Origin of the sequence: Motilibacter aurantiacus (genome assembly GCF_011250645.1) — a bacterium.
GTDB classification, from domain to species: domain Bacteria; phylum Actinomycetota; class Actinomycetes; order Motilibacterales; family Motilibacteraceae; genus Motilibacter_A; species Motilibacter_A aurantiacus.
Map to the genome: position 1 here is coordinate 268,455 of NZ_JAANNO010000003.1, position 19,510 is coordinate 287,964.

At 73.5% G+C, this 19,510-nt stretch carries 19 protein-coding genes and 2 tRNA genes; 10 read left to right on the forward strand and 11 right to left on the reverse strand.

All coding sequences use genetic code 11. The features are described 5' to 3' along the window. Positions 1-205: 205 nt before the first annotated feature. Together ndk and G9H72_RS07550 are read right to left on the reverse strand one after the other, a co-directional pair. Positions 206-640 carry a nucleoside-diphosphate kinase gene (gene ndk, locus G9H72_RS07545; RefSeq protein ID WP_166169466.1) on the reverse strand — a complete coding sequence of 145 codons (435 nt, stop codon included), beginning with the start codon at positions 638-640 and terminating at the stop codon, positions 206-208. 11 nt (positions 641-651) lie between these two features. Further along, on the reverse strand, positions 652-1,005 hold the full coding sequence (locus G9H72_RS07550) for a DUF4233 domain-containing protein (RefSeq protein ID WP_166169468.1): 354 nt from the start codon (positions 1,003-1,005) through the stop codon (positions 652-654). 198 nt (positions 1,006-1,203) lie between these two features. Between G9H72_RS07550 and G9H72_RS07555 the strand changes: the two genes are divergently transcribed. From G9H72_RS07555 to G9H72_RS07575, 5 genes are read left to right on the forward strand one after another with little or no spacing between them, the layout of a single operon-like run. Beyond that, entirely contained in the window at positions 1,204-2,898 is a 1,695-nt protein-coding gene (locus G9H72_RS07555) for an HlyD family efflux transporter periplasmic adaptor subunit (protein ID WP_166169470.1), read from the forward strand. After that, a complete protein-coding gene (locus G9H72_RS07560; protein ID WP_166169472.1) occupies positions 2,895-3,641 on the forward strand; it encodes an ABC transporter ATP-binding protein in 747 nt (248 codons plus the stop codon). The genes G9H72_RS07555 and G9H72_RS07560 overlap by 4 nt, the downstream gene beginning before the upstream one ends. Further along, positions 3,638-4,936, forward strand: a complete 1,299-nt coding sequence (locus G9H72_RS07565) for an ABC transporter permease (RefSeq protein ID WP_166169474.1) — start codon at positions 3,638-3,640, stop codon at positions 4,934-4,936. The genes G9H72_RS07560 and G9H72_RS07565 overlap by 4 nt, the downstream gene beginning before the upstream one ends. 14 nt (positions 4,937-4,950) lie before the next feature. Continuing rightward, a complete protein-coding gene (locus G9H72_RS07570; protein ID WP_166169476.1) occupies positions 4,951-5,736 on the forward strand; it encodes a hypothetical protein in 786 nt (261 codons plus the stop codon). 44 nt (positions 5,737-5,780) lie between these two features. Then, the gene (locus tag G9H72_RS07575) at positions 5,781-6,308 is read left to right on the forward strand and encodes a hypothetical protein (protein WP_166169478.1); all 528 of its coding nucleotides are present in this window, start codon (positions 5,781-5,783) and stop codon (positions 6,306-6,308) included. 94 nt (positions 6,309-6,402) lie between these two features. Here the strand turns inward: G9H72_RS07575 and G9H72_RS07580 are convergent, their stop codons facing one another. The 7 genes from G9H72_RS07580 to G9H72_RS07610 form a co-directional block, all read right to left on the reverse strand. After that, positions 6,403-7,734, reverse strand: a complete 1,332-nt coding sequence (locus tag G9H72_RS07580) for a bifunctional folylpolyglutamate synthase/dihydrofolate synthase (RefSeq protein ID WP_166169946.1) — start codon at positions 7,732-7,734, stop codon at positions 6,403-6,405. A 144-nt stretch (positions 7,735-7,878) separates the two neighbouring features. Beyond that, positions 7,879-10,494 (reverse strand): valine--tRNA ligase, encoded by a 2,616-nt coding sequence (locus tag G9H72_RS07585; protein ID WP_166169480.1) that lies wholly within the window; start codon positions 10,492-10,494, stop codon positions 7,879-7,881. A 78-nt stretch (positions 10,495-10,572) separates the two neighbouring features. Continuing rightward, entirely contained in the window at positions 10,573-11,868 is a 1,296-nt protein-coding gene (gene clpX / locus G9H72_RS07590; protein ID WP_166169482.1) for an ATP-dependent Clp protease ATP-binding subunit ClpX, read from the reverse strand. 404 nt (positions 11,869-12,272) lie between these two features. Next, entirely contained in the window at positions 12,273-12,884 is a 612-nt protein-coding gene (locus G9H72_RS07595) for an ATP-dependent Clp protease proteolytic subunit (RefSeq protein ID WP_166169484.1), read from the reverse strand. Positions 12,885-12,915: 31 nt separating this feature from the next. Beyond that, positions 12,916-13,533, reverse strand: coding sequence for a ClpP family protease (locus G9H72_RS07600; RefSeq protein ID WP_166169948.1), 618 nt, complete (start codon positions 13,531-13,533; stop codon positions 12,916-12,918). 326 nt (positions 13,534-13,859) lie between these two features. Then, a complete protein-coding gene (gene tig, locus G9H72_RS07605) occupies positions 13,860-15,290 on the reverse strand; it encodes a trigger factor (protein ID WP_166169486.1) in 1,431 nt (476 codons plus the stop codon). 102 nt (positions 15,291-15,392) lie between these two features. Further along, positions 15,393-15,465: transfer RNA gene (locus G9H72_RS07610), tRNA-Pro, on the reverse strand. A gap of 240 nt (positions 15,466-15,705) precedes the next feature. Here G9H72_RS07610 and G9H72_RS07615 point away from each other — a divergent pair. Then, positions 15,706-15,776 (forward strand) — tRNA-Gly (locus G9H72_RS07615). A 36-nt stretch (positions 15,777-15,812) separates the two neighbouring features. Here the strand turns inward: G9H72_RS07615 and G9H72_RS07620 are convergent. After that, a complete protein-coding gene (locus G9H72_RS07620; RefSeq protein WP_166169488.1) occupies positions 15,813-16,247 on the reverse strand; it encodes a PPOX class F420-dependent oxidoreductase in 435 nt (144 codons plus the stop codon). A 167-nt stretch (positions 16,248-16,414) separates the two neighbouring features. After that, on the reverse strand, positions 16,415-16,564 hold the full coding sequence (locus G9H72_RS07625; protein ID WP_166169490.1) for a hypothetical protein: 150 nt from the start codon (positions 16,562-16,564) through the stop codon (positions 16,415-16,417). Positions 16,565-16,576: 12 nt separating this feature from the next. On the opposite strand from G9H72_RS07625, the gene G9H72_RS07630 reads away from it, so the two are divergent. The 4 genes from G9H72_RS07630 (at position 16,577) to G9H72_RS22875 (ending at position 19,509) form a co-directional block, all read left to right on the forward strand. Then, positions 16,577-16,849, forward strand: coding sequence for a hypothetical protein (locus G9H72_RS07630; RefSeq protein WP_166169492.1), 273 nt, complete (start codon positions 16,577-16,579; stop codon positions 16,847-16,849). Then, positions 16,816-17,292, forward strand: coding sequence for an OsmC family protein (locus G9H72_RS07635; protein WP_331272083.1), 477 nt, complete (start codon positions 16,816-16,818; stop codon positions 17,290-17,292). The genes G9H72_RS07630 and G9H72_RS07635 overlap by 34 nt, the downstream gene beginning before the upstream one ends. 55 nt (positions 17,293-17,347) lie before the next feature. After that, a complete protein-coding gene (locus G9H72_RS07640; RefSeq protein ID WP_166169494.1) occupies positions 17,348-18,289 on the forward strand; it encodes a glycosyltransferase in 942 nt (313 codons plus the stop codon). 77 nt (positions 18,290-18,366) lie between these two features. Further along, positions 18,367-19,509: a glycosyltransferase family 4 protein gene (locus G9H72_RS22875; protein WP_166169496.1), complete on the forward strand. Its 1,143-nt coding sequence runs from the start codon at positions 18,367-18,369 to the stop codon at positions 19,507-19,509. The last annotated feature ends 1 nt before the right edge of the window (position 19,510 follow it).

Here is a 19,510-nt window from a genome sequence, read left to right on the forward strand (position 1 = left end):
CATGCTAGCCCGGCTGGGTGACAGCTCCAGGGCCCCGACGGGCCGGGTGTGGACGCGCGCTCGGGCACCGCGCCGGCTGTGCGTCAATCGGCTCGAGGGCCTCCTCGAGGAGGCCCGGAGGGGCGCTCCGGCAGCGACCCGCGCAGGGCGTCACTGCCGAGGCGCACGTCGACGCGGTCGCGCGGCCGGGCCGGGCCGGCACGTGTCAGAGCGACGGGAAGTAGATCCCGATCTCGCGCTGGGCCGACTCGGGGGAGTCCGAGCCGTGGACGATGTTCTCGATGACCTTCTTGCCCCAGTCGCGCGAGAGGTCACCGCGGATCGAGCCGGGCGCGGCGACGGTCGGGTCGGTGGCGCCCGCGATGGAGCGGAAGCCCTCGACGACCCGCTGGCCCTCGACCACGGCGGCGACGATCGGGCCGGAGGTGATGAACTCGAGCAGCGGCTCGAAGAAGGGCTTGCCCTCGTGCTCGGCGTAGTGCCGGCTCGCGGTCTCCCGGTCGAGCTGGCGCAGCTCGAGGGCGACGAGCCGGTAGCCCTTGGCCTCGATCCGGCGCAGCACCTCGCCGGTGAGGCCTCGGGCGACGCCGTCGGGCTTGACGAGGACCAGGGTGCGCTCGATCTGCTGCGTGTCGCTCACGCCGCCGGAGCCTAGCGAGCGCCTGCGGCCGGCTCGACCCCGGCCGACGCCCGGGCGGCCCGCTCGACGCGGGTCGACAGCACCATGAAGCCGAACCACATCGCGGCGAACACCGGCCCGAGCAGCCACATCGCGGGCACGACGAAGCCCGTGGCGACGATCGCGACCTGCAGCAGCGAGCCGAGGCCGTACGCCCACCGGTGCCGCAGCAGGCCGGTCACCACCAGGCAGGCCGCCGCGAGCGCCAGCCCCGTGGCGACGACCGGGCCGGTGGGCAGGTCGGAGAGGTTGGCTGCGACCAGCATCGCGAAGAAGACGACGAACGCCTCGAAGGTGAGGACGATCGCGGCGAGGGAACGGCGCACCTGCTGAGCCTACGGCGCTCCCGGGCGTGCGGCACGGCCGCTGCCCGCCGCAGCGGCGGGGCTGCTCCCAGCCACCTCCCAGGTTGCCCACATCAGCCGCTCACACGCCTGCCGGACAGTGCTCGCAGTCGAGCAGCCGGGGGTTGGAGGCGTCATGCGCACGGTCCGAGCAGAGTTCCGGGATCCAGGGGTGCCGCGGTGAGCCGTCGCCTGCTCGTGATCAACTGCGTGCTCGCGCTGGCGCTCGTCGCCTCGGGGATCGGGGCGTACTTCCTGGTCAGCGGGCCGGCCGAGGCCGAGTCGGGGGACGTTCGCACCGCCCGGGTCGCCCGCGCGACGGTGACCTCGACGGTCTCCGCAAGTGGCAACGCGGCCTCGGCGGCGACCTCCGAGCTGAGCTTCAGCAGCAGCGGCGAGGTGACGGCGCTGCGCGTGAAGGTCGGCGACGTGGTCGACGAGGGCGAGGTCCTGGCGACGATCGACACCGCCGTCGCCGAGCAGGCCGTCGCGTCGGCCAACGCCCAGCTGGAGTCCGCGCAGGCGCAGCTGGAGACCGTGCAGCAGGGCCAGAGCGACGCCGAGGCCACGAAGGACGCGCTGGCCGTGGAGTCGGCCCGGCTGGCGGTCGAGAGCGCGCAGTCGGCCCTCGCCCAGGCGAAGGAGCAGGCTGCGCTCGACGCGGAGCAGCAGGCGCAGAACGTCGCGGCCGCCCAGAGCGCGGCCAAGTCCGCGTCCGCGTCCGCGTCGAGCGTGAGCCGCAGCGCGGCCCAGCCCTCCCCCGCCTCCTCGGCCGGCAGCGGGAGTGGCTCGTCCGGGTCGGGCAGCTCGTCCGGCACGGGCGGGGCCGGCAGCTCCAGCGGGGCCGGCAGCTCCAGCGGGTCCGGCTCCACCGGCTCCGGCACCTCCACCGGGACGTCCGGCGCGTCGTCCGCCGTCGATGCCGTCACCGCCGCGAAGCAGCAGCAGGCGCAGTCCGCGCTCGCGAACGAGCAGGCCGTCACCAAGGCCGAGGAGCAGCTGGAGTCCGCACAGAACACGCTCGCGCAGCAGAAGGCCTCCGCTGCGGCGAACGCCGAGGGGCCGACCGCCGCCGAGGTGGCTTCCGCCGAGGCGGACGTGGAGTCCGCCCGGTCCCAGGTCGAGCAGGCGGAGGAGGCGCTCGAGGGGACGACCCTGCGCGCTCCGCACACGGGGACGGTGACGCAGGTCAACGGCAAGGTCGGTGACGAGGTGTCGGCCGGGTCGACGTCCTCGACATCGGGCTCCGGGTCCGACGGCACCTCCGCAGCGGGTGGCACGGCCGGTGCCGGCGGCACCACGACGTCCGCGTCCTCGTCGGCCGCGTCGTCCTCCGGCGCGTTCCTCGTCGTCAGCGACCTCGCGGCGCTCGAGATCACCGCGGACGTCGCCGAGGCGGATGCCGCCTCGGTCGAGGTGGGGCAGGCGGCGAGCGTGACGTTCTCGGCCACGGGCACCACCGTCGACGGCACCGTGACCGCCGTCGCCCTCGAGGGCACGACCAGCAACAACGTCGTGCAGTACCCGGTCACGGTCCGCGTCGACGCCGCGCCGGAGGACGTCCGGCCCGGTGCGTCCGCGAGCGTGACCATCACCACCGGGAGCGCTGACGACGTGCTGGCCGTCGCCAGCAGCGCGCTCACCACGGTGGGCAACCGCTCCACCGCGACGGTCGTCCGCGACGGCCTGCAGCAGGTCGTCAGCGTGCAGACCGGCCTCGTCGGCAACACCACGACCGAGGTCACCAGCGGCCTGGCCGAAGGGGACACCCTCGTGCTGCCGACGACCACGAGCGGCACCACGGGCACCACCGGGTTCCCCGGCGCCGGCCGCGGGCTCACGGGCGACGGCTTCGGGGCCGGGGGCCGGTCGTGAGCGCGCGCCCCGTCGTCGACCTGCGGGCGATCACGAAGACCTACGGCGAGGGGGAGACGTCCGTGCACGCGGTCGCGGGCGTCGACCTCGTGGTCGAGCGCGGCGACTACGTCGCGATCATGGGCGCCTCGGGCTCCGGCAAGTCCACGCTGATGAACATCATCGGCTGCCTGGACGCGCCGTCGTCCGGTCGTTACCTTCTCGACGCCGTCGACGTGCGGCGGCTGGTCGAGCGCCAGCTCTCGATCGTGCGCAACCGCAAGATCGGCTTCATCTTCCAGTCCTTCAACCTCGTCCCGCGCACCAGTGCGCTCGCCAACGTCGAGCTCCCGCTGGCGTACGCCGGGGTGAAGCCGGCCGAGCGGCGGCCGCGGGCGCTGGCCGCGCTCGAGCAGGTCGGGCTCGCGGACCGGACGACGCACCTGCCCTCCGAGCTGTCCGGCGGCCAGCAGCAGCGCGTCGCGGTCGCGCGGGCGATCGTCACCGCCCCAGTCCTGCTGCTCGCGGACGAGCCGACCGGGGCGCTGGACTCGCGCAGCACCGCGGACGTCCTGGCGCTCTTCGACGAGCTCAACGTCTCCGGCCGCACTCTCGTCATCATCACGCACGAGGACGAGGTGGCCGACCGGGCCAAGCGCGTCGTCCGGATGCGCGACGGGCTGGTCCAGTCGGACGTACGCCGTTCGCCGGTCGCCGGGCCGCCGCCCGGGCCGTCGGTCGTGCTCGCGGCGGCCGCGTCGTGAGCCTGCGGGAGAGTGCCCGCTTCGCCGTGCGCGGCGTGGCGGCGAACAAGCTCCGCTCCGCCCTCACCACGCTGGGCATCCTCATCGGGGTCGCCGCCGTGATCATCCTGGTCGCCGTCGGCACGGGGTCGAGCAGGGCGGTGGCCGACTCGATCAGCGCCCTGGGCAGCAACGTCCTGACGGTCAGTGCGTCGGCCGGGGGCACGGGCGGGCGCGGCGGGGCGGGCGGCTTCGGCGGTGGAGGGTTCCCGGGAGCACCCGGCGGTGCGGCGGGCGGCACCGGCGTGGACTCGGGCACGCAGACCCGCAACGCCGCGTTGACGCTCGAGGACGCGCAGGCGCTCGTGGACGACGAGCTCGCCCCCAGCGTGCTGTCGGTCGCGCCCGTCGTGTCGGCGTCGTCGGTCACCGCGACGTACGAGGGCGCGACGCACACCGTCTCCACGTTCACGGGGACGTCGCCGAGCTACCTGCGGAACGACAACGACACCCTGCAGGCCGGGTCTGCCTTCTCCGACTCGGACTACTCCGAGCGCCGCCGAGTGGCCCTGCTCGGCGTGACCGTCGCTCAGGAGCTGGTGGGTGGCACGGGGCTCGAGGCGGTCGGCAAGACCGTGCAGTTCAACGGCGTGGAGTTCACCGTGCTCGGGGTGCTGGCGGAGAAGGGCAGCACCGGCCCGCAGGACTCCGACGACCGGGTCATCGCGCCGCTGCCGGCGGTGCAGGACACGCTCACCGGCTATGGCAGCCTGAACAGCATTTCGGTGAAGGCCACGTCGGCCGACACGGTTGATGCCGCGCAGAGCGAGGTGGCGGCGATCCTCAACGGCCGGCACCGCGTCACGTCGGCGACCGCCGACTACACGATCCGATCGTCGGCCTCGGCCCTCTCCGCCGCGACGTCGAGCAACCAGACCTTCACCGTCCTGCTCGCGTCGGTCGCGGCCATCAGCCTGCTCGTCGGCGGGATCGGCGTCATGAACATCATGCTCGTGACCGTGACCGAGCGGACCCGGGAGATCGGCATCCGCAAGGCCATCGGCGCCGGCAAGGGCGACATCGTGAGCCAGTTCCTGCTGGAGGCGGTGCTGCTGTCGGTCCTCGGTGGCCTGGGCGGTGTCGCCGTCGGCATCGTCGGGTCGAGGTTCGAGATCGTGGGCGTGCGGCCGGTGGTGGCGCCGTACTCCGTCGCCCTCGCCTTCGGCGTCTCCGTCGCGGTCGGCCTCTTCTTCGGCCTCTACCCCGCCAACCGCGCCGCCTCGCTGCGGCCCATCGACGCCCTCCGCTACGAGTGACCCCGGGAAGGACGATGCAGGAAAGCCCCCTCGACAGGCTGCTCGGCGGCGACGAGCCCCGGACTGCCGCCACGAGCCACCCAGCCGCAACAGGCCCCCAGAACGCGACGAACGCGACGTGCGCGACCGCCGCCTCGGCCCCCCGGGACGCCCGGGACGCCCGGACCGAGGTCATCGACACCCGGGAGATCGCCGCCGCCCCGGCGGAGGACGACCTGAGCGAGCTGCTCGCCAGCACCGGCCGGCGACGGCTCGCGCCCGTCACCGCGGCCCTGCTCGGCGGGCTCGTGCTCGTCGGCACCTTCACCGGCGGCGTCCTCGTGCAGAAGCACTACGGCGACGACGCGGCCGGGGCGGGGCCTGCCGGGTTCGCGGCGGGGGGCGCCGGTGGGCAGGGCGCGCGGAGCTTCGGCGGGTTCGGCCAGGCGCCGGACGGCACCGGCACCAGGAGCGGCAACGGCGCGGGCAGCGGCACGGAGGCAGGCGCCGCGGCGCCGGGTGCGGCCGCGGACGCAGCTGATGGGGCCGGATCGGCCGGCACCGGGGGCCCCGGCACCGCGGACGCCTCCACGCCGGCCGTCGTCGGCCAGGTCGTCTCCGTGCAGGGCGACACGCTGACCGTCAAGAACTTCGCGGGCAAGACCGTCACGGTCAAGGTGCCGGAAGGCACCGCGGTCACCAGCAGCTCGAGCGTCGACCTGTCGCAGCTCGTAGCCGGCACCTCGGTCTCGGTAGCCGGGACCACCGCCGACGACGGCAGCGTGACCGCAAGCTCCGTCACCAGCCGGCCCACCGGCTGACCGAAGCATCTCCCAACACTCCTTCAGCGAACGGAACATCTCTGATGCGCACCTCGGCCCTGCTCGCCGCCCGGGCGGTCGCCGCCGCAACCGTCCCGGTCTCCGTCCTCGCGCTCGCCGCGTGCGGCGGGGGCGGCTCCTCGTCCGGCACCGACACCGCGGCAGCGCCGGCCGCCTCCAGCGCCGCAGACGGGGCGGCCTCTCCGGACGGAGCGGGCATGCCAGGCAGCGGGCGCGGTGGCTTCGACTCCGAGCAGTTCACCCCGATCCGGGACTGCCTCACCGCCGCCGGCATCTCCGTGCCGACGCCGACGGCCCGCCCGGACCTCACGCCCGGCGCCGGATTCACGCCGCGCCCGGACATGACGGCCCGCCCGACGGCCCGGCCGACCGACTTCCCGACCGGCTCCCCCGGGCAGGATGGCCGCGGCTTCGGCGGGGGCATCGGCGAGGTCCTGCAGGACCCGCAGGCGCAAGCCGCGATCACCGCGTGCGGCCTCGAGGTGCCGAGCTTCGGGTCGCGGGGCGGGGCGACTCCCGCCGCGCCGCAGAGCGGGTCGTCGCAGAGGTGACGCCGAGTCGTTGACGCGAGCCGACGCCGACCGGAGCTGACACCGCCCCGCCGAGCTGACACTGCCCCCACGAGGCGACACGGCGTCGCGCAGCTCAGCGCCCGGCCGCCCCCAGCAGCCCCCGCGCCTGCGCCACGGTCACGATGCTCCCGGTGACGAGCACGCCGGCCCCACCGAGCTCGCCCTGCTCCTCGGCGAGCGCGACGGCCGTGTCGATCGCGTCGTCGAGCCGTGGCACGACCTCCACGCGGTCCGCGCCGAAGACCCCGACCGCGAGCGCGGCCAGCTCGTCGACGGGCATCGCACGCGAGGTGGCGGCCTCGGTGACCACGACCTCGGCGAGCACGGGCTCGAACGCCTCGAGGATGCCGCGTACGTCCTTGTCGGCCATGGCGGCGACCACGCCCACGAGGTGGGTGAACGCGAAGTCCTCGGGGATGGCCGCGGCCGTCGCCCGTGCACCGGCCGGGTTGTGCGCGGCGTCCACGAGGATCGTCGGGGACCGGCGTACGACCTCCAGGCGGCCCGGCGAGCTCACGCCGGCGAAGGCCGAGCGGACCACGTCCATGTCGAGGGTGTCGGCCCCCCCGCCGAGGAACGCCTCGACGGCCGCGAGCGCCACAGCGGCGTTCTGTGCCTGGTGGGCGCCGAACAGCGGCAGGAAGAGGTCCTCGTAGTCGCCGCCCAGCCCGCGCAGCGACACCTGCTGCCCACCGACCGCCTGGGTTCGCGTCAGCACCCCGAACTCGAGCCCCTCGCGCGCAACCGTGGCGCCCGCCTCGGTCGCGCGCCGGAGCAGGACCTCCGCGACCTCGACCTCCTGCTGGGCGAGGACGGCGATCGAGCCTGCCTTGATGATGCCCGCCTTCTCGGCTGCGATCTCCGGGGCCGTGGAGCCGAGGAAGCGCTGGTGGTCCACCGCGACGGGTGTGACGACCGAGACCTGCCCGTCGGCCACGTTGGTCGCGTCCCACTCCCCGCCCATGCCGACCTCGACCACCGCGACGTCGACCGGCGCGTCGGCGAAGGCGGCGTACCCCATCGCCACGAGCACCTCGAAGAACGACAGCGTCGGGCCGCCGGCCTCCTTGCTGCGCGCGTCGACGAGGTCGAGGTAGGGCGCGATGTCGGCGTACGTGGACACGAAGCGCTCTTCGTCGATCGGCTGGCCGTCGAAGGAGATGCGCTCGCGCACCGAGTGCAGGTGCGGGCTGGTGAACCGCCCGGTCCGCATGCCGAAGCCGTGCAGCAGCGCCTCGACCATGCGGGCGGTGGACGTCTTGCCGTTGGTGCCCGTGACGTGCACGACCGGGTACGCCCGCTGCGGGTCGCCGAGCAGCTCGACCACCGCGCGGATGCGGTCGAGCGACGGCACGAGGTCGTGCTCCGGCGTCCGCGCGAGGATCGCTGCCTCGACCTCGCGCATCCGGGCGGTCAGCGCCTCCCGTGCCTCACTGCTGGTCACGCGGACCGCCTCTCCCTGCCTCGACGCTGATCATGCGAAGGTGGCGAGTTTTACAGGGCGCCCGCTGTGGACAACTCGCCACATCTGCATGATCAGCGGGGGGCGTCAGGCCGAGGGCAGCGACGCGAGCTGGGCCTCGATGCGCTCGATGTCCGCCTCGGCCGCGGCGAGCTGGGCCTTGACCTTGTCGACGACGGGCGGCGGGGCCTTGCCGAGGAACGCCTCGTTGCCGAGCTTGCCCAGCGCCTTCGACCGCTCGGTCTCGGCGGCCGCGAGGTCCTTCTCCAGCCGTGCGCGCTCCTTGGCGAAGTCGACCGAGCCGCGCAGGTCGAGCTCGACGACGACGCCCGCGATCGGCAGCGCCGCGCTGGCGCTGAACTCCTCGCCCGCCTCCGCCAGCCGGGTGAGGGAGCGAACCGCCTCCTCGTGCGCCGCGAGGGCACCCTCGGAGAGCCCGGCCAGCCGCGCCGGGACCCGCTGCCCGGGCTTGAGCCCCTGGTCGCTGCGGAAGCGGCGGACCTCGGTGACCAGCCGCTGCAGCTCGGCCACCTCCGCCTCGGCGGCGGGGTCGTCCCAGCGCAGGTCGGCCGCGGGCCATTCGGCGATCACGATCGACTCGCCGCCGGTCAGCGCGGTCCAGAGCGCCTCGGTCACGAACGGGACGACCGGGTGCAACAGCCGGAGCAGGCGGTCGAGCACGTGCCCGAGGACCAGCTGGGTGACCTCGGCCTCCCGGCCGCCGTGGGCCAGCGGCACCTTGGCCAGCTCGACGTACCAGTCGCAGAGCTCGTCCCAGGCGAAGTGGTAGAGCGCGTCGACCGCCTTCGCGAACTGGTAGTCCTCGTAGTAGCCGTCGACCTCCGCGATCGTCGCGTGCAGCCGGGACAGGATCCAGCGGTCCGCCGCCGACAGCTCGGCGGCGTCCGGCAGGTCGCCCACGCGGGCGCCGTTGCGCAGCGCGAACCCGCCCGTCACCTGCCAGAGCTTGGTGCAGAAGTTGCGCGAGCCCTGGACCCACTCCTCGCCGATCGGCACGTCGGTGCCGGGGTTGGCGCCGCGGGCAAGGGTGAAGCGCAGTGCGTCCGAGCCGTACGCGTCCATCCACTCGAGCGGGTCGACGGCGTTGCCGAACGACTTGCTCATCTTCTTGCCGAACTTGTCGCGCACCATCCCGTGCAGCGCGACGGTCGTGAACGGCGGCTCGCCGTCCATCGCGTAGATGCCGAACATCATCATGCGGACGACCCAGAAGAACAGGATGTCGTATCCGGTGACGAGGACGGAGTTCGGATAGAACTTCTCCAGCGACGGCGTCTTGTCCGGCCACCCGAGGGTGGAGAAGGGCCAGAGGCCGCTGGAGAACCACGTGTCGAGGACGTCCGGGTCCTGCGTCCAGCCCTCGCCGGGCCGCTCGTCGTCCGGGCCGACGCAGCGGACCTCGCCGTCGGGGCCGTACCAGACCGGGATGCGGTGGCCCCACCAGAGCTGGCGGCTGATGCACCAGTCGTGCATGTTGTCGACCCAGCCGAAGTATCGGGACTCCAGCTCCTTGGGGTGGATCTGCACCCGGCCGTCGCGGACCGCGTCGCCCGCAGCCTTGGCCAGCGGCGCGACGTCGACGAACCACTGCAGCGACAGCCGCGGCTCGACCGTCGTGCCGCACCGCGAGCAGTGGCCGACGGCGTGGACGTACGGCCGCTTCTCCGCGACGATGCGGCCCTCGGCCCGAAGCGCGGCGACGACGGCCGGGCGCGCCTCGTAGCGGTCCATGCCCTCGAACGGGCCGTGGACCGTCACCCTGGCGCTCTCGTCCATCATCACGATGTTGGGCAGCCCGTGACGCTGGCCGATCTCGAAGTCGTTGGGGTCGTGGGCCGGGGTGACCTTGACCGCGCCGGTGCCGAACGCCGGGTCGACGTGCTCGTCGGCGACGACCGGGATGCGCCGGTCGGTCAGCGGCAGCACGACGGTGCGGCCGATGAGGTGCTGGTAGCGCTCGTCCTCCGGGTGCACGGCGACGGCGGTGTCACCGAGCATCGTCTCCGCGCGCGTCGTCGCCACGACGATCGACTCGTCCCCGTCGCCGTAGCGGATCGAGATCAGCTCGCCGTCGTCGTCGGTGTGCTCGACCTCGATGTCGGAGAGCGCCGTGCGGCAGCGCGGGCACCAGTTGATGATGCGCTCGGCGCGGTAGATCAGGCCGTCGTCGTAGAGCCGCTTGAAGTGGGTCTGGACCGCCCGCGACAGGCCCTCGTCCATCGTGAAGCGCTCGCGCGACCAGTCGACGCCGTCACCCAGCCGGCGCATCTGGCCGAGGATCCGGCCGCCGGACTCGGCCTTCCACTGCCACACCCGCTCGATGAACGCCTCGCGGCCGAGGTCGTGGCGGGACAGGCCCTCCTTGGCCAGCTCGCGCTCGACGACGTTCTGGGTGGCGATGCCGGCGTGGTCCATGCCCGGCTGCCAGAGCGCCTCGTAGCCCTGCATGCGGCGCCGGCGGACGAGCGCGTCGATCAGCGTGTGCTCGAACGCGTGCCCGAGGTGCAGGCTGCCGGTGACGTTCGGCGGCGGGATGACGATGCAGTACGGCTGCTTGTCGCTCGCCGGGTCGGCCTCGAAGTAGCCGCGCTCGACCCAGCGCTCGTAGAGCACGCCCTCCACCTCGGAGGGGACGTACTGCGAGGGGAGCTGCTCGGCGGGCTGGGGCGCGGTCGACGTCACCTGAGGAAGTCTAGGGAGCCGACGGCGCCTTGCCCCAACCGGTTCTCGGCGGGAGGACGCGGACCGGGTACGCCGCGGTCAGGCGCTCTTCTCGCGCCGCTCGCGCTTCGGGGTGGGGGCCGAGTCGCGGGGCACCAGGGTCGGGTTGACGTGGGAGAGCACGACGTCGCGGTCGATGACGACCTTGGCGACGTCCTTGCGGCTCGGCACGTCGTACATCACCGACTGCAGGACCTCTTCCATGATCGCCCGCAGCCCACGGGCGCCGGTGCCACGCAGGATCGCCTGGTCCGCGACCGCGCTGAGGGCGTCCTCGGTGAACTCGAGCTCGACCCCGTCGAGCTCGAAGAGCTTGCGGTACTGCTTGAGCAGGGCGTTGCGCGGCTCGGTCAGGATGCGCATGAGCGCTTCCTGGTCGAGGTTGTGCACGCTGGTGAGGACCGGGAGGCGGCCGATGAACTCGGGGATCATGCCGAACTTGAGCAGGTCCTCGGGCATGACCTCGCCGAACGAGTCCTGCCGGTCGATCTCGGTGTTGCTGCGCAGCTGGGCGCCGAACCCCAGGCCCTTCTTGCCGGCGCGCGACTCGATGATCCGCTCCAGCCCGGCGAACGCCCCGCCCACGATGAACAGCACGTTCGTCGTGTCGATCTGGATGAACTCCTGGTGGGGGTGCTTGCGGCCGCCCTGGGGAGGCACCGAGGCGGTCGTGCCCTCGAGGATCTTCAGCAGCGCCTGCTGCACGCCCTCACCGGAGACGTCACGGGTGATCGAAGGGTTCTCGCTCTTGCGGGCGATCTTGTCGATCTCGTCGATGTAGATGATGCCCGTCTCGGCCTTCTTGACGTCGTAGTCAGCGGCCTGGATGAGCTTGAGCAGGATGTTCTCGACGTCCTCGCCGACGTAGCCGGCCTCGGTCAGCGCCGTGGCGTCCGCGATCGCGAACGGGACGTTCAGCATGCGCGCCAGCGTCTGGGCCAGCAGCGTCTTGCCGCAGCCGGTGGGGCCGAGCAGCAGGATGTTGGACTTGGCCAGCTCGACCGCGTCGTCCCGGCCGTGCTTGCCGCTGGCGCTCTCACCGGCCTGCACGCGCTTGTAGTGGTTGTAGACCGCGACCGACAGCGCCTTCTTGGCGGTGTCCTGGCCGATGACGTACTGGTCGAGGTACTCGAAGATCTCGCGCGGCTTGGGCAGCTCGTCCCAGCTGAGCTCGGAGCTCTCGGAGAGCTCCTCCTCGATGATCTCGTTGCACAGGTCGATGCACTCGTCGCAGATGTAGACGCCGGGCCCGGCGATGAGCTTCTTCACCTGCTTCTGGCTCTTCCCGCAGAAAGAGCACTTGAGCAGGTCGCCGCCGTCGCCGATGCGTGCCACGCGGTGCTCTCCCTCTCGTCGCGCCCGGAGCCGAGTACTCCCGGCATCAGCGTCCCGGGCTGCCCGGGCCGCTCCCCCGGCAGGTGCCGGAAGCGTCCGGGGCCGTGCCTCCCGACGGTACCCCGTTGAAGGCCCGTTGTGGGCGGACCTGGGCGGAGCCGTCGCGCGTCGTGCCTGTCGCCGCGACGGTGGGCCCGCCAGCGAGCCGTGGGCACGCCCCGTCGCCGCAGCGGGCCCCACGCGCCGCGCAGCCGGCCGCGCCCCGCTGGCCCACCTTGTCGGCCCCCGCCGTCGTGACCTGAGCCTTCCAGAGGGACAAAGCCCCCCACAAGCGCATTGTGCCGGTCGGACGGCGCCGCCCGGCCCGCGGAGCGGGCGCGGGACGGCGGCCGTGCCGGTCCGGCTCAGGCGCGGGTCGTCAGGACCTGGTCGATCAGGCCGTACTCGAGCGCCTCACCGGGGGTCAGGATCTTGTCGCGCTCGATGTCCTTGCGGATCTCCTCGATGCCGCGGTTGCCGTGCTTGGCCAGCGTCTCCTCGAGCCACTCGCGCATCCGCAGGATCTCGCGGGCCTGGATCTCGATGTCCGAGCCCTGGCCGCCGCCCTCGCTGTAGGGCTGGTGGATGAGGATGCGGCTGTTGGCGAGCGCGTAGCGCTTGCCGGGCGCGCCGGCCGCGAGCAGCACGGCCGCGGCGCTGGCCGCCTGCCCGAGGCAGGTCGTCTGCACGTCGGGCTTGATGAACGTCATCGTGTCGTAGATCGCCGTCAGCGCGGTGAACGAGCCGCCCGGGGAGTTGATGTAGATCATGATGTCGCGGTCGGGGTCGGCCGACTCGAGCACCAGCAGCTGGCTCATCACGTCGTTGGCGACGGTGTCGTCGATCGCCTGCCCGAGGAAGATGATGCGCTCCTCGAACAGCTTGGTGTAGGGGTCGAGCCGCTTCCAGCCGTAGGACGTCCGCTCCTCGATCTGGGGCAGGACGTAGCGGCCGGAGGGCGTGTACAGGTCACTCATCTGAGTTCTTCCTCGGTCGCGGGGTGGGGGCTCAGGCCGTCGGGCCGTCGTCGGTGCCCACCTGGCGGGCGTGCCGGACGACGTGGTCGACGAAGCCGTACTCCTTGGCCTCCTCCGCGGTGAACCACCGGTCGCGGTCGGAGTCGCGCTCGATGGTCTCCACCGGCTGCCCCGTGTGGGACGCGATCAGCTCGGCCATCTGGCGCTTGGTGTGCAGCATCTGCTCGGCCTGGATCTTGATGTCCGAGGCCGTCCCGCCGAAGCCGCCGGACGGCTGGTGCATCATCACGCGGGCGTGGGGCGTGGCGTAGCGCTTGCCCGGCGCGCCGGCGCAGAGCAGGAACTGGCCCATCGAGGCGGCGAGGCCCATCGCGACGGTGGCGACGTCGTTCTCGACGTACTGCATGGTGTCGTAGATCGCCATGCCCGCGGAGACCGAGCCGCCGGGCGAGTTGATGTAGAGCGTGATGTCGCGGTGCGGGTCCTCCGCGGCGAGGAGGAGCATCTGCGCGACGATCGCGTTCGCGTTGGAGTCCTCGACCACCGAGCCGAGCACGATGATGCGCTCGCGCAGCAGCCGGTCGTAGACGCGGGCGTCGAGCCCGGCCTCGGGAGCGGAGGTGCTGGCGTAGGGGGACGTGGCGGCCATCGCGGCGTGCACGATGCCGGGCACGACGAGCGGGCTGCCCTGCCCGCCTGGGGTCATTGCTGCGGTCACTGCGGCTCCCTCGCACTGAATTCGAACGGCTGTCGCCGCCGACCGGGGATCTTCTCTACCGGCACCGACACTAACCGTGGCCGGGGCCCTGCTCGTCCCCGGCTCAGGCGTTGTTCGCCAGCGGCTTATGGAGGGTGCACGGCCGCTACATATACCGGGCGAACCGGCTCCGGAAATCGCCGGGCCCGCACTCGTGCGCAACGCGAAGCGCCCCCGGCAGAGGCATCGGCCGGGGGCGCTGGGCGTGCTGACGCCGGTCAGGCGTGGCTGTGCCCGTAGTGCTCGTGGTCGGGCGTGCGGCCGTGCTGGTCGGGGTTCTCGCCGTCGGCGCCGTTCTGCGCCATGAGCGCCGCCATCTCCGCGGCCGACGGCGTGGCCGGCCGCAGGTCCTCCAGGTCGACCGGCTGGCCCTCGGTGTCCGTGATGGTCGCGGCCGAAAGCAGCGCCGCGAGCGCCTTGCCGCGGACGACCTCGCTCACGAGCAGCGGCACCTGGCCGTTCTGCATGAGCTGCTGCGCGAACTGCTCGGGGGCCATGCCGTACTGCTGCGCCCGGCGGACGAGGTGCTCGCTGAGCTCCTCCTGCGAGACGCCGAGCTGGTCGCGCGTCGCGATGGCGTCCAGCACGAACTGGGCCTTCACGGCCTCGCGGGCGCGCTGCTCGACCTCGCTGTCGAAGTCGGCCTCCTCGCGCTCCTCGGAGGTGAGGAACTGCTCCTTGGTCATGCCGGCGGCCTCGAGCTGGTGGCTCAGGTCGTGCATCCGGGCGTCCACCTCGGCCTTGACCACGCTCTCCGGCAGCGGGAGCTCGATCTGCTCGAGGAGCGCCTCCAGCACCTTGTCGCGGGCCTGGACACCCTGCTCGAGCCTCTTCGAGCGCTCCAGCCGGGTGCGCACGTCGCCGCGCAGCTCCTCGAGCGTGTCGAACTCACTGGCCATCTGGGCGAAGTCGTCGTCGGCCTCGGGCAGGTCGCGCTCCTTGACCGAGGCGACCGTCACGGTGACCTCGGCGTCCTCGCCCGCGTGGGGGCCGCCGGCCAGCGTGGTCGTGAACGCGCGCGACTCACCCTCGGACAGGCCGACGATCGCCTCGTCGAGGCCCTCGAGCATGCCGCTGCCGACCTCGTAGGACTGGCCCTTGGTCTCGAGCTCGGGCACGTCCTCGCCACCGATCGCGGCGGACAGGTCGATGGAGACGAAGTCGCCCTGCTGGGCGGCGCGCTCGACGCCGCGCAGCGAGCCGAAGCGCTCGCGCAGGCTCGTGAGCTGCTCCTCGACCTCCTCGTCGGAGACCGTGACCGCGTCCACCGTCGCCTGCACGCCGGCGAGGTCGGGCAGCTCGACCTCGGGCCGCACGTCGACCTCGGCGGTGAACTTGAGCGGCTGGCCGTCGGCGAACTCGGTCACGTCGACCTCGGGCTGGCCGAGGACCTGCGTGCCGCTCTCCTGGACCGCCTGCCCGTAGAACTTCGGCAGTGCCTCGTTGACGGCCTCCTCCAGCACGGTGGCGCGGCCGAAGCGCTGGTCGATGATCCGCGCGGGGATCTTGCCGCGACGGAAGCCGGGGATCGTCACCTGGCCGGCGATCTTCTTGTACGCCGAGTCCAGGCTGGGCTTCAGCTCGTCGAAACCGACCTCGACGGTGAGCTTGACCCGCGTCGGGCTGAGGGTCTCGACGTCGGTCTTCACTGCTGGGCTCTCCTCGCGGGGTTCGGGTGTCGCGGCTGGTGCGCACGGCCGAGCCGCTCCGGCACGGCGTCCGGAGGACCGGAGCCGGGCGGAGCGGCGAAGTCGGGGCGGGGAGAGTCGAACTCCCGATCTCCTGCCCCCAAAGCAGGCGCGCTAGCCACTACGCTACGCCCCGCGGCGCGCATGGCAGTGTAGGGCCTTCCGGGGGTGCACAGGTCCCGCGCTCCGGTCCGCGCCCTCCCCGGTGCCGGTGCTGCCCGGGTGCCGCTCGGGTGCTCGTCGCGCGCCGCTCCCGTCCCGCGGCCGGGGCTCGTGCACCGGCCGCCCAGCTCATGGGGCATGCTGTCCCGTGCAGGGGCTGCGCTCCCGCGGCGCCGCGCGTCGGACGACGCCGGCTCCGCGAGCCGTCCCCGCTGCGGGTGTAGCTCAATGGTAGAGCTCCAGCCTTCCAAGCTGGCCATGCGGGTTCGATTCCCGTCACCCGCTCTCCTGCCCGCCCCCGTCGGGGCGCGGGCCACCCGTTCAGCCGTGCTCGACGTCGGTGTTCTCCGCGGCGCCCCAGCCGTGCCACCGCTCGATCCGGATGCGGGCGCTCACCCGGCCCCGGTCCCGCGTCGGGTACGCCGCTCCGGTGTAGTGCGTCGAGAGCCGGTCGATGTCCGTGAGCCCGGCGTCGTCGTACATCTGCACGACCCGGCCCTGGATGCTGACGTGGGTGTACCAGTCGGCGGAGTCGAGCACGGTGAGGCTGACCCGGGGGTCGCCGCGCAGGTAGTCCAGGCGCTTGCGCCCCTCGTCCATGTTGACCAGCAGCTCGGCGCCCTCGTCCCCCTCCTGCAACAGGTACCAGGTGGCGACGGAGACCGGCTGCCCGTCGGGGCGCAGCGTCGTCACGACGGCGGGGTTGGGCTTGCGCAGCAGCTCGAGGACGGTGGCGGGCAGCGGGGGCTTCGGCATGGCCCGACGCTACCGAGGCCGGCAGCGGCCCGCGCGCCGGCGGTCGGCTCGGGAGCGGCCTGCGGCTGCCGACGGGGTGGCACGACGGGGGCGCCAGGACGCCTCCCGCACGGCCTCCGCCGCGTGGGGCGCCGCACGATCACCCACACCGGCTCCGGCTACATGTCCTACGCGAGCAACCCGATGGCCGGCTGGACCGGCGGCGACGCGTACTCCTCGGGGCGGGGCCCGCCCGAGCCGGTCAGCACGGGCACCCGGCGGATGAGCGCTCCTCCGGCCCCGGCGGGGGCGCGACGGTCACGTGGGACGAGGCGCACGAGAACGCGACCGTGTCCACCGGTAGGCCCGAGTGGTACTGCACCGTCGCCGGCAACGTCCTCGCCCCCGGGTCCGGGCCCTGGTACTACAGCAACGTGAGCCCGGCCGTGTCGACGACCTCGCCCGCTGCTCCCCCGGGCTTCCCCGGCCCCGCCGCGGGCTTCTGCCCCACCCGGGAGGAGCTGGCCGCCGCCTCGGCGACGCAGGAACGAGCGAGCGGCCGTCCCGCCGCGGCTGCCACGATGCCCTCGTGGCCGACACGCACTCCTACGAAGTCCGGGTGACCTGGCAGGGCGACCTGGGCACCGGGACCTCGGGATACCGGGCGTACAGCAGGGACATGGAGCTCTCGGCGGACGGCAAGAGCCCCGTCGCGGCCTCGTCCGACCCCGCCTTCCGCGGCGACCCCGCCCGCTGGTCCCCCGAAGACCTCTTCGTCGCTTCGCTGTCCCAGTGCCACCTGCTGTGGTACCTGCACCTCTGCGCCGACGCGGGGGTCGTCGTCGCGGGCTACGTCGACGACGCGGGCGGGACGATGCAGCTGGGCGACGACGGGTCGGGGCGGTTCACGGAGGTCGTCCTCCGCCCGCGGGTGACCGTCGCGCAGCCGGCGCAGGTGGAGGCTGCGCTCGCGCTGCACGCCGACGCGGCGCGCATGTGCTTCCTCGCCAACTCGGTCGCGTTCCCCGTCCGGCACGAGCCGGAGGTCGTCGCGGCGCTCGACTGAGCCCGACGCCCGCGAACAGCTGCCGCGCGCCCTGCGCGGGCGGGAGCATGGCTCCATGTTCCCCGGCGACGCCGCCCTGCCGCGCCCCGCGCTCACCGTCGTGATCCCCGCGTTCGACGCCGAGGCGTACGTCGAGCAGAGCGTCCGCTCCGCGCTCGCGCAGGAGAGCGTCGACGTGTCCGTCGTCGTCGTCGACGACGGCTCGGCCGACCGCACCGCCGCCGTGGTGGCAGGCATCGGCGACCCGCGGGCACGCCTCCTGCGGCAGGCGAACGCCGGGCCGGGGGCGGCGCGCGACGCGGGGGCGCGGGCCGCGGCCACCGCGTACGTCGCATTCCTCGACGCCGACGACGTCCTGCTGCCCGGGTGGGCCGCGGCCGTCTGCGCGGCCCTGGACGCCGGCGCGACCGTCGCCGTCACCGACGCCTTCGTGTTCTGCGGCGACGAGCGGGCCGAGCTGACCTACTACCAGGAACTGCCGTTCCCCCACGAGGACCAGGCGGCCCAGATCCTGCGCTACAACTTCGTGCTGACCACGGCGGCGGTCCGGCGGGACGCGCTGCTGCAGGTCGGCGGCTACTCGGCGGCGGGCGTGGGTGTGGCCGAGGACTGGGCGTTGTGGCAGGCCCTGCTGCTGGCCGGGGGCTCGGTGGCGCTCGTCCCCCGGGTGCTCAGCGGGTACCGGCGCGGGCACGCCTCCCTCAGCAGCCGCGTGGAGCGGATGAAGGCGGACGAGATCCGGCTGCTGCGCCGCCGGCGCCGGCAGGTCCGGCACGACCGGGCCCTGTCGCGGGCCGCCCGGGAGGGGCTCCGGGTGCTGCGCGGCGACCGGGCGATCCACCGGGTACGCCGGCTGGCGCCCGCCGCGCCGCGCCGCGCCGCGCTCGCCGCGACGGCTGCGGCGTGGTACTTCCCCCACCGCCGGCACGCCAAGGCCGCGGTCCTGCTGGCCCTGGCGCCCGAGCGCGGCCGCCGCTACGTCGCCACCCGCATCTGAGGAACCCGGCCCACGCACCCGGGCCGAGGCCTAGGGTCGTGCCGTCGGCGCACGCCCCGCAGCGGAGGGACGACGAGGTGAGGATCGGCCTGGCCGTCGGCCACTTCGACCCCCAGGTGGGGGGCTCCGAAGAGGTCGTCAAGCGGCTCGCCACGGGCCTGCGCGACCGCGGCCACGACGTGGTCGTGGCGACGGGCGCCGACCCGCGCCGGGACGCGGCCCGGATGGTCGTGCCGGTGCACGAGTTCGCCCTGCGTGGCAACACCGTCTACGGGGTGAGCGGCGACGGCGTCGCCTACCAGGAGTTCCTCCGCGCGACCGACCGCGACGTCTGGCTCTTCTACGCGGCGCAGATCTGGTCCACCGACCTCGCGCTCCCGGTGCTGGACGCGATCCCGGCCGCGACGGTCGTGGTCCCGTGCGGCTACTCGGGCCTCGACGTGCCCGACTACGCCACCTACTTCGGCCGCCTGCCGGCGCAGCTCGCCCGGGCGGACGCGCTGGTCTACATGTCGAAGGCCTACCAGGACTGGGAGAACGACGAGCGTGCCGGCCTGGGGAGCCGGATGCGCCTCATCCCCAACGCCGCCTCGGACGAGGAGTTCGCAGAGGCACCGGCCCGCACCGGGCGGCCGGACGGCGGGCGGCTCGTCCTGTGCGTCGCGAACCACCTGCCGGACAAGGGCCACGACGCCGTGCTGGACGCTTTCCGCCGGTCCGCGGGCCCGCGCGACCGCCTGGTCATCGTGGGCAACCGGTCCCCGCAGCGCAGCGAGCTCGGCGAGTGGGCGCGCTGCCGATGGGCCGCGCTGCGCGACCGGCGGGTCACCCTCGCCGAGGGCGTCCCGCGCGCCGAGGTCGTGCAGCTCTACAAGGACGCGGACGTGTTCCTGTTCGGCTCGCGGATCGAGTGCGCTCCCCTCGTGCTCATCGAGGCGATGGCCGCCGGCCTGCCGTTCGTGACGACGTCGGCCGGCAACGCGCGCGACTACGCCGACGCCGGGATCGTGACCGACGAGGCGGGGCTGGCCGACGGGCTGCGCACGCTGCTGGCGGACCCGGCGCTTCGCGGACGGCTCGGCGCCCGCGGGCGCGAGCGCTGGACGCAGCAGCACCGGTGGAGCGACGTCGTCGACGCGTACGCCGCGCTGTTCGAGGAGGTCGTGGACGGCCGCGCGGCGGCCGCCTCGGCCGGACCGGTGGTGCCGGGCCCCCGCTAGG

Bases quoted from the DNA above. Each gene is read 5' to 3' on its own strand.
- G9H72_RS07570 (WP_166169476.1), top strand. From the start codon at position 4,951: ATGCAGGAAAGCCCCCTCGACAGGCTGCTCGGCGGCGACGAGCCCCGG.
- G9H72_RS07575 (WP_166169478.1), top strand. From the start codon at position 5,781: ATGCGCACCTCGGCCCTGCTCGCCGCCCGGGCGGTCGCCGCCGCAACC.
- G9H72_RS07580 (WP_166169946.1), bottom strand. From the start codon at position 7,734: ATGCGCGAGGTCGAGGCAGCGATCCTCGCGCGGACGCCGGAGCACGAC.
- G9H72_RS07595 (WP_166169484.1), bottom strand. From the start codon at position 12,884: ATGAGTGACCTGTACACGCCCTCCGGCCGCTACGTCCTGCCCCAGATC.
- G9H72_RS07600 (WP_166169948.1), bottom strand. From the start codon at position 13,533: ATGGCCGCCACGTCCCCCTACGCCAGCACCTCCGCTCCCGAGGCCGGG.
- G9H72_RS07620 (WP_166169488.1), bottom strand. From the start codon at position 16,247: ATGCCGAAGCCCCCGCTGCCCGCCACCGTCCTCGAGCTGCTGCGCAAG.
- G9H72_RS07640 (WP_166169494.1), top strand. From the start codon at position 17,348: ATGTTCCCCGGCGACGCCGCCCTGCCGCGCCCCGCGCTCACCGTCGTG.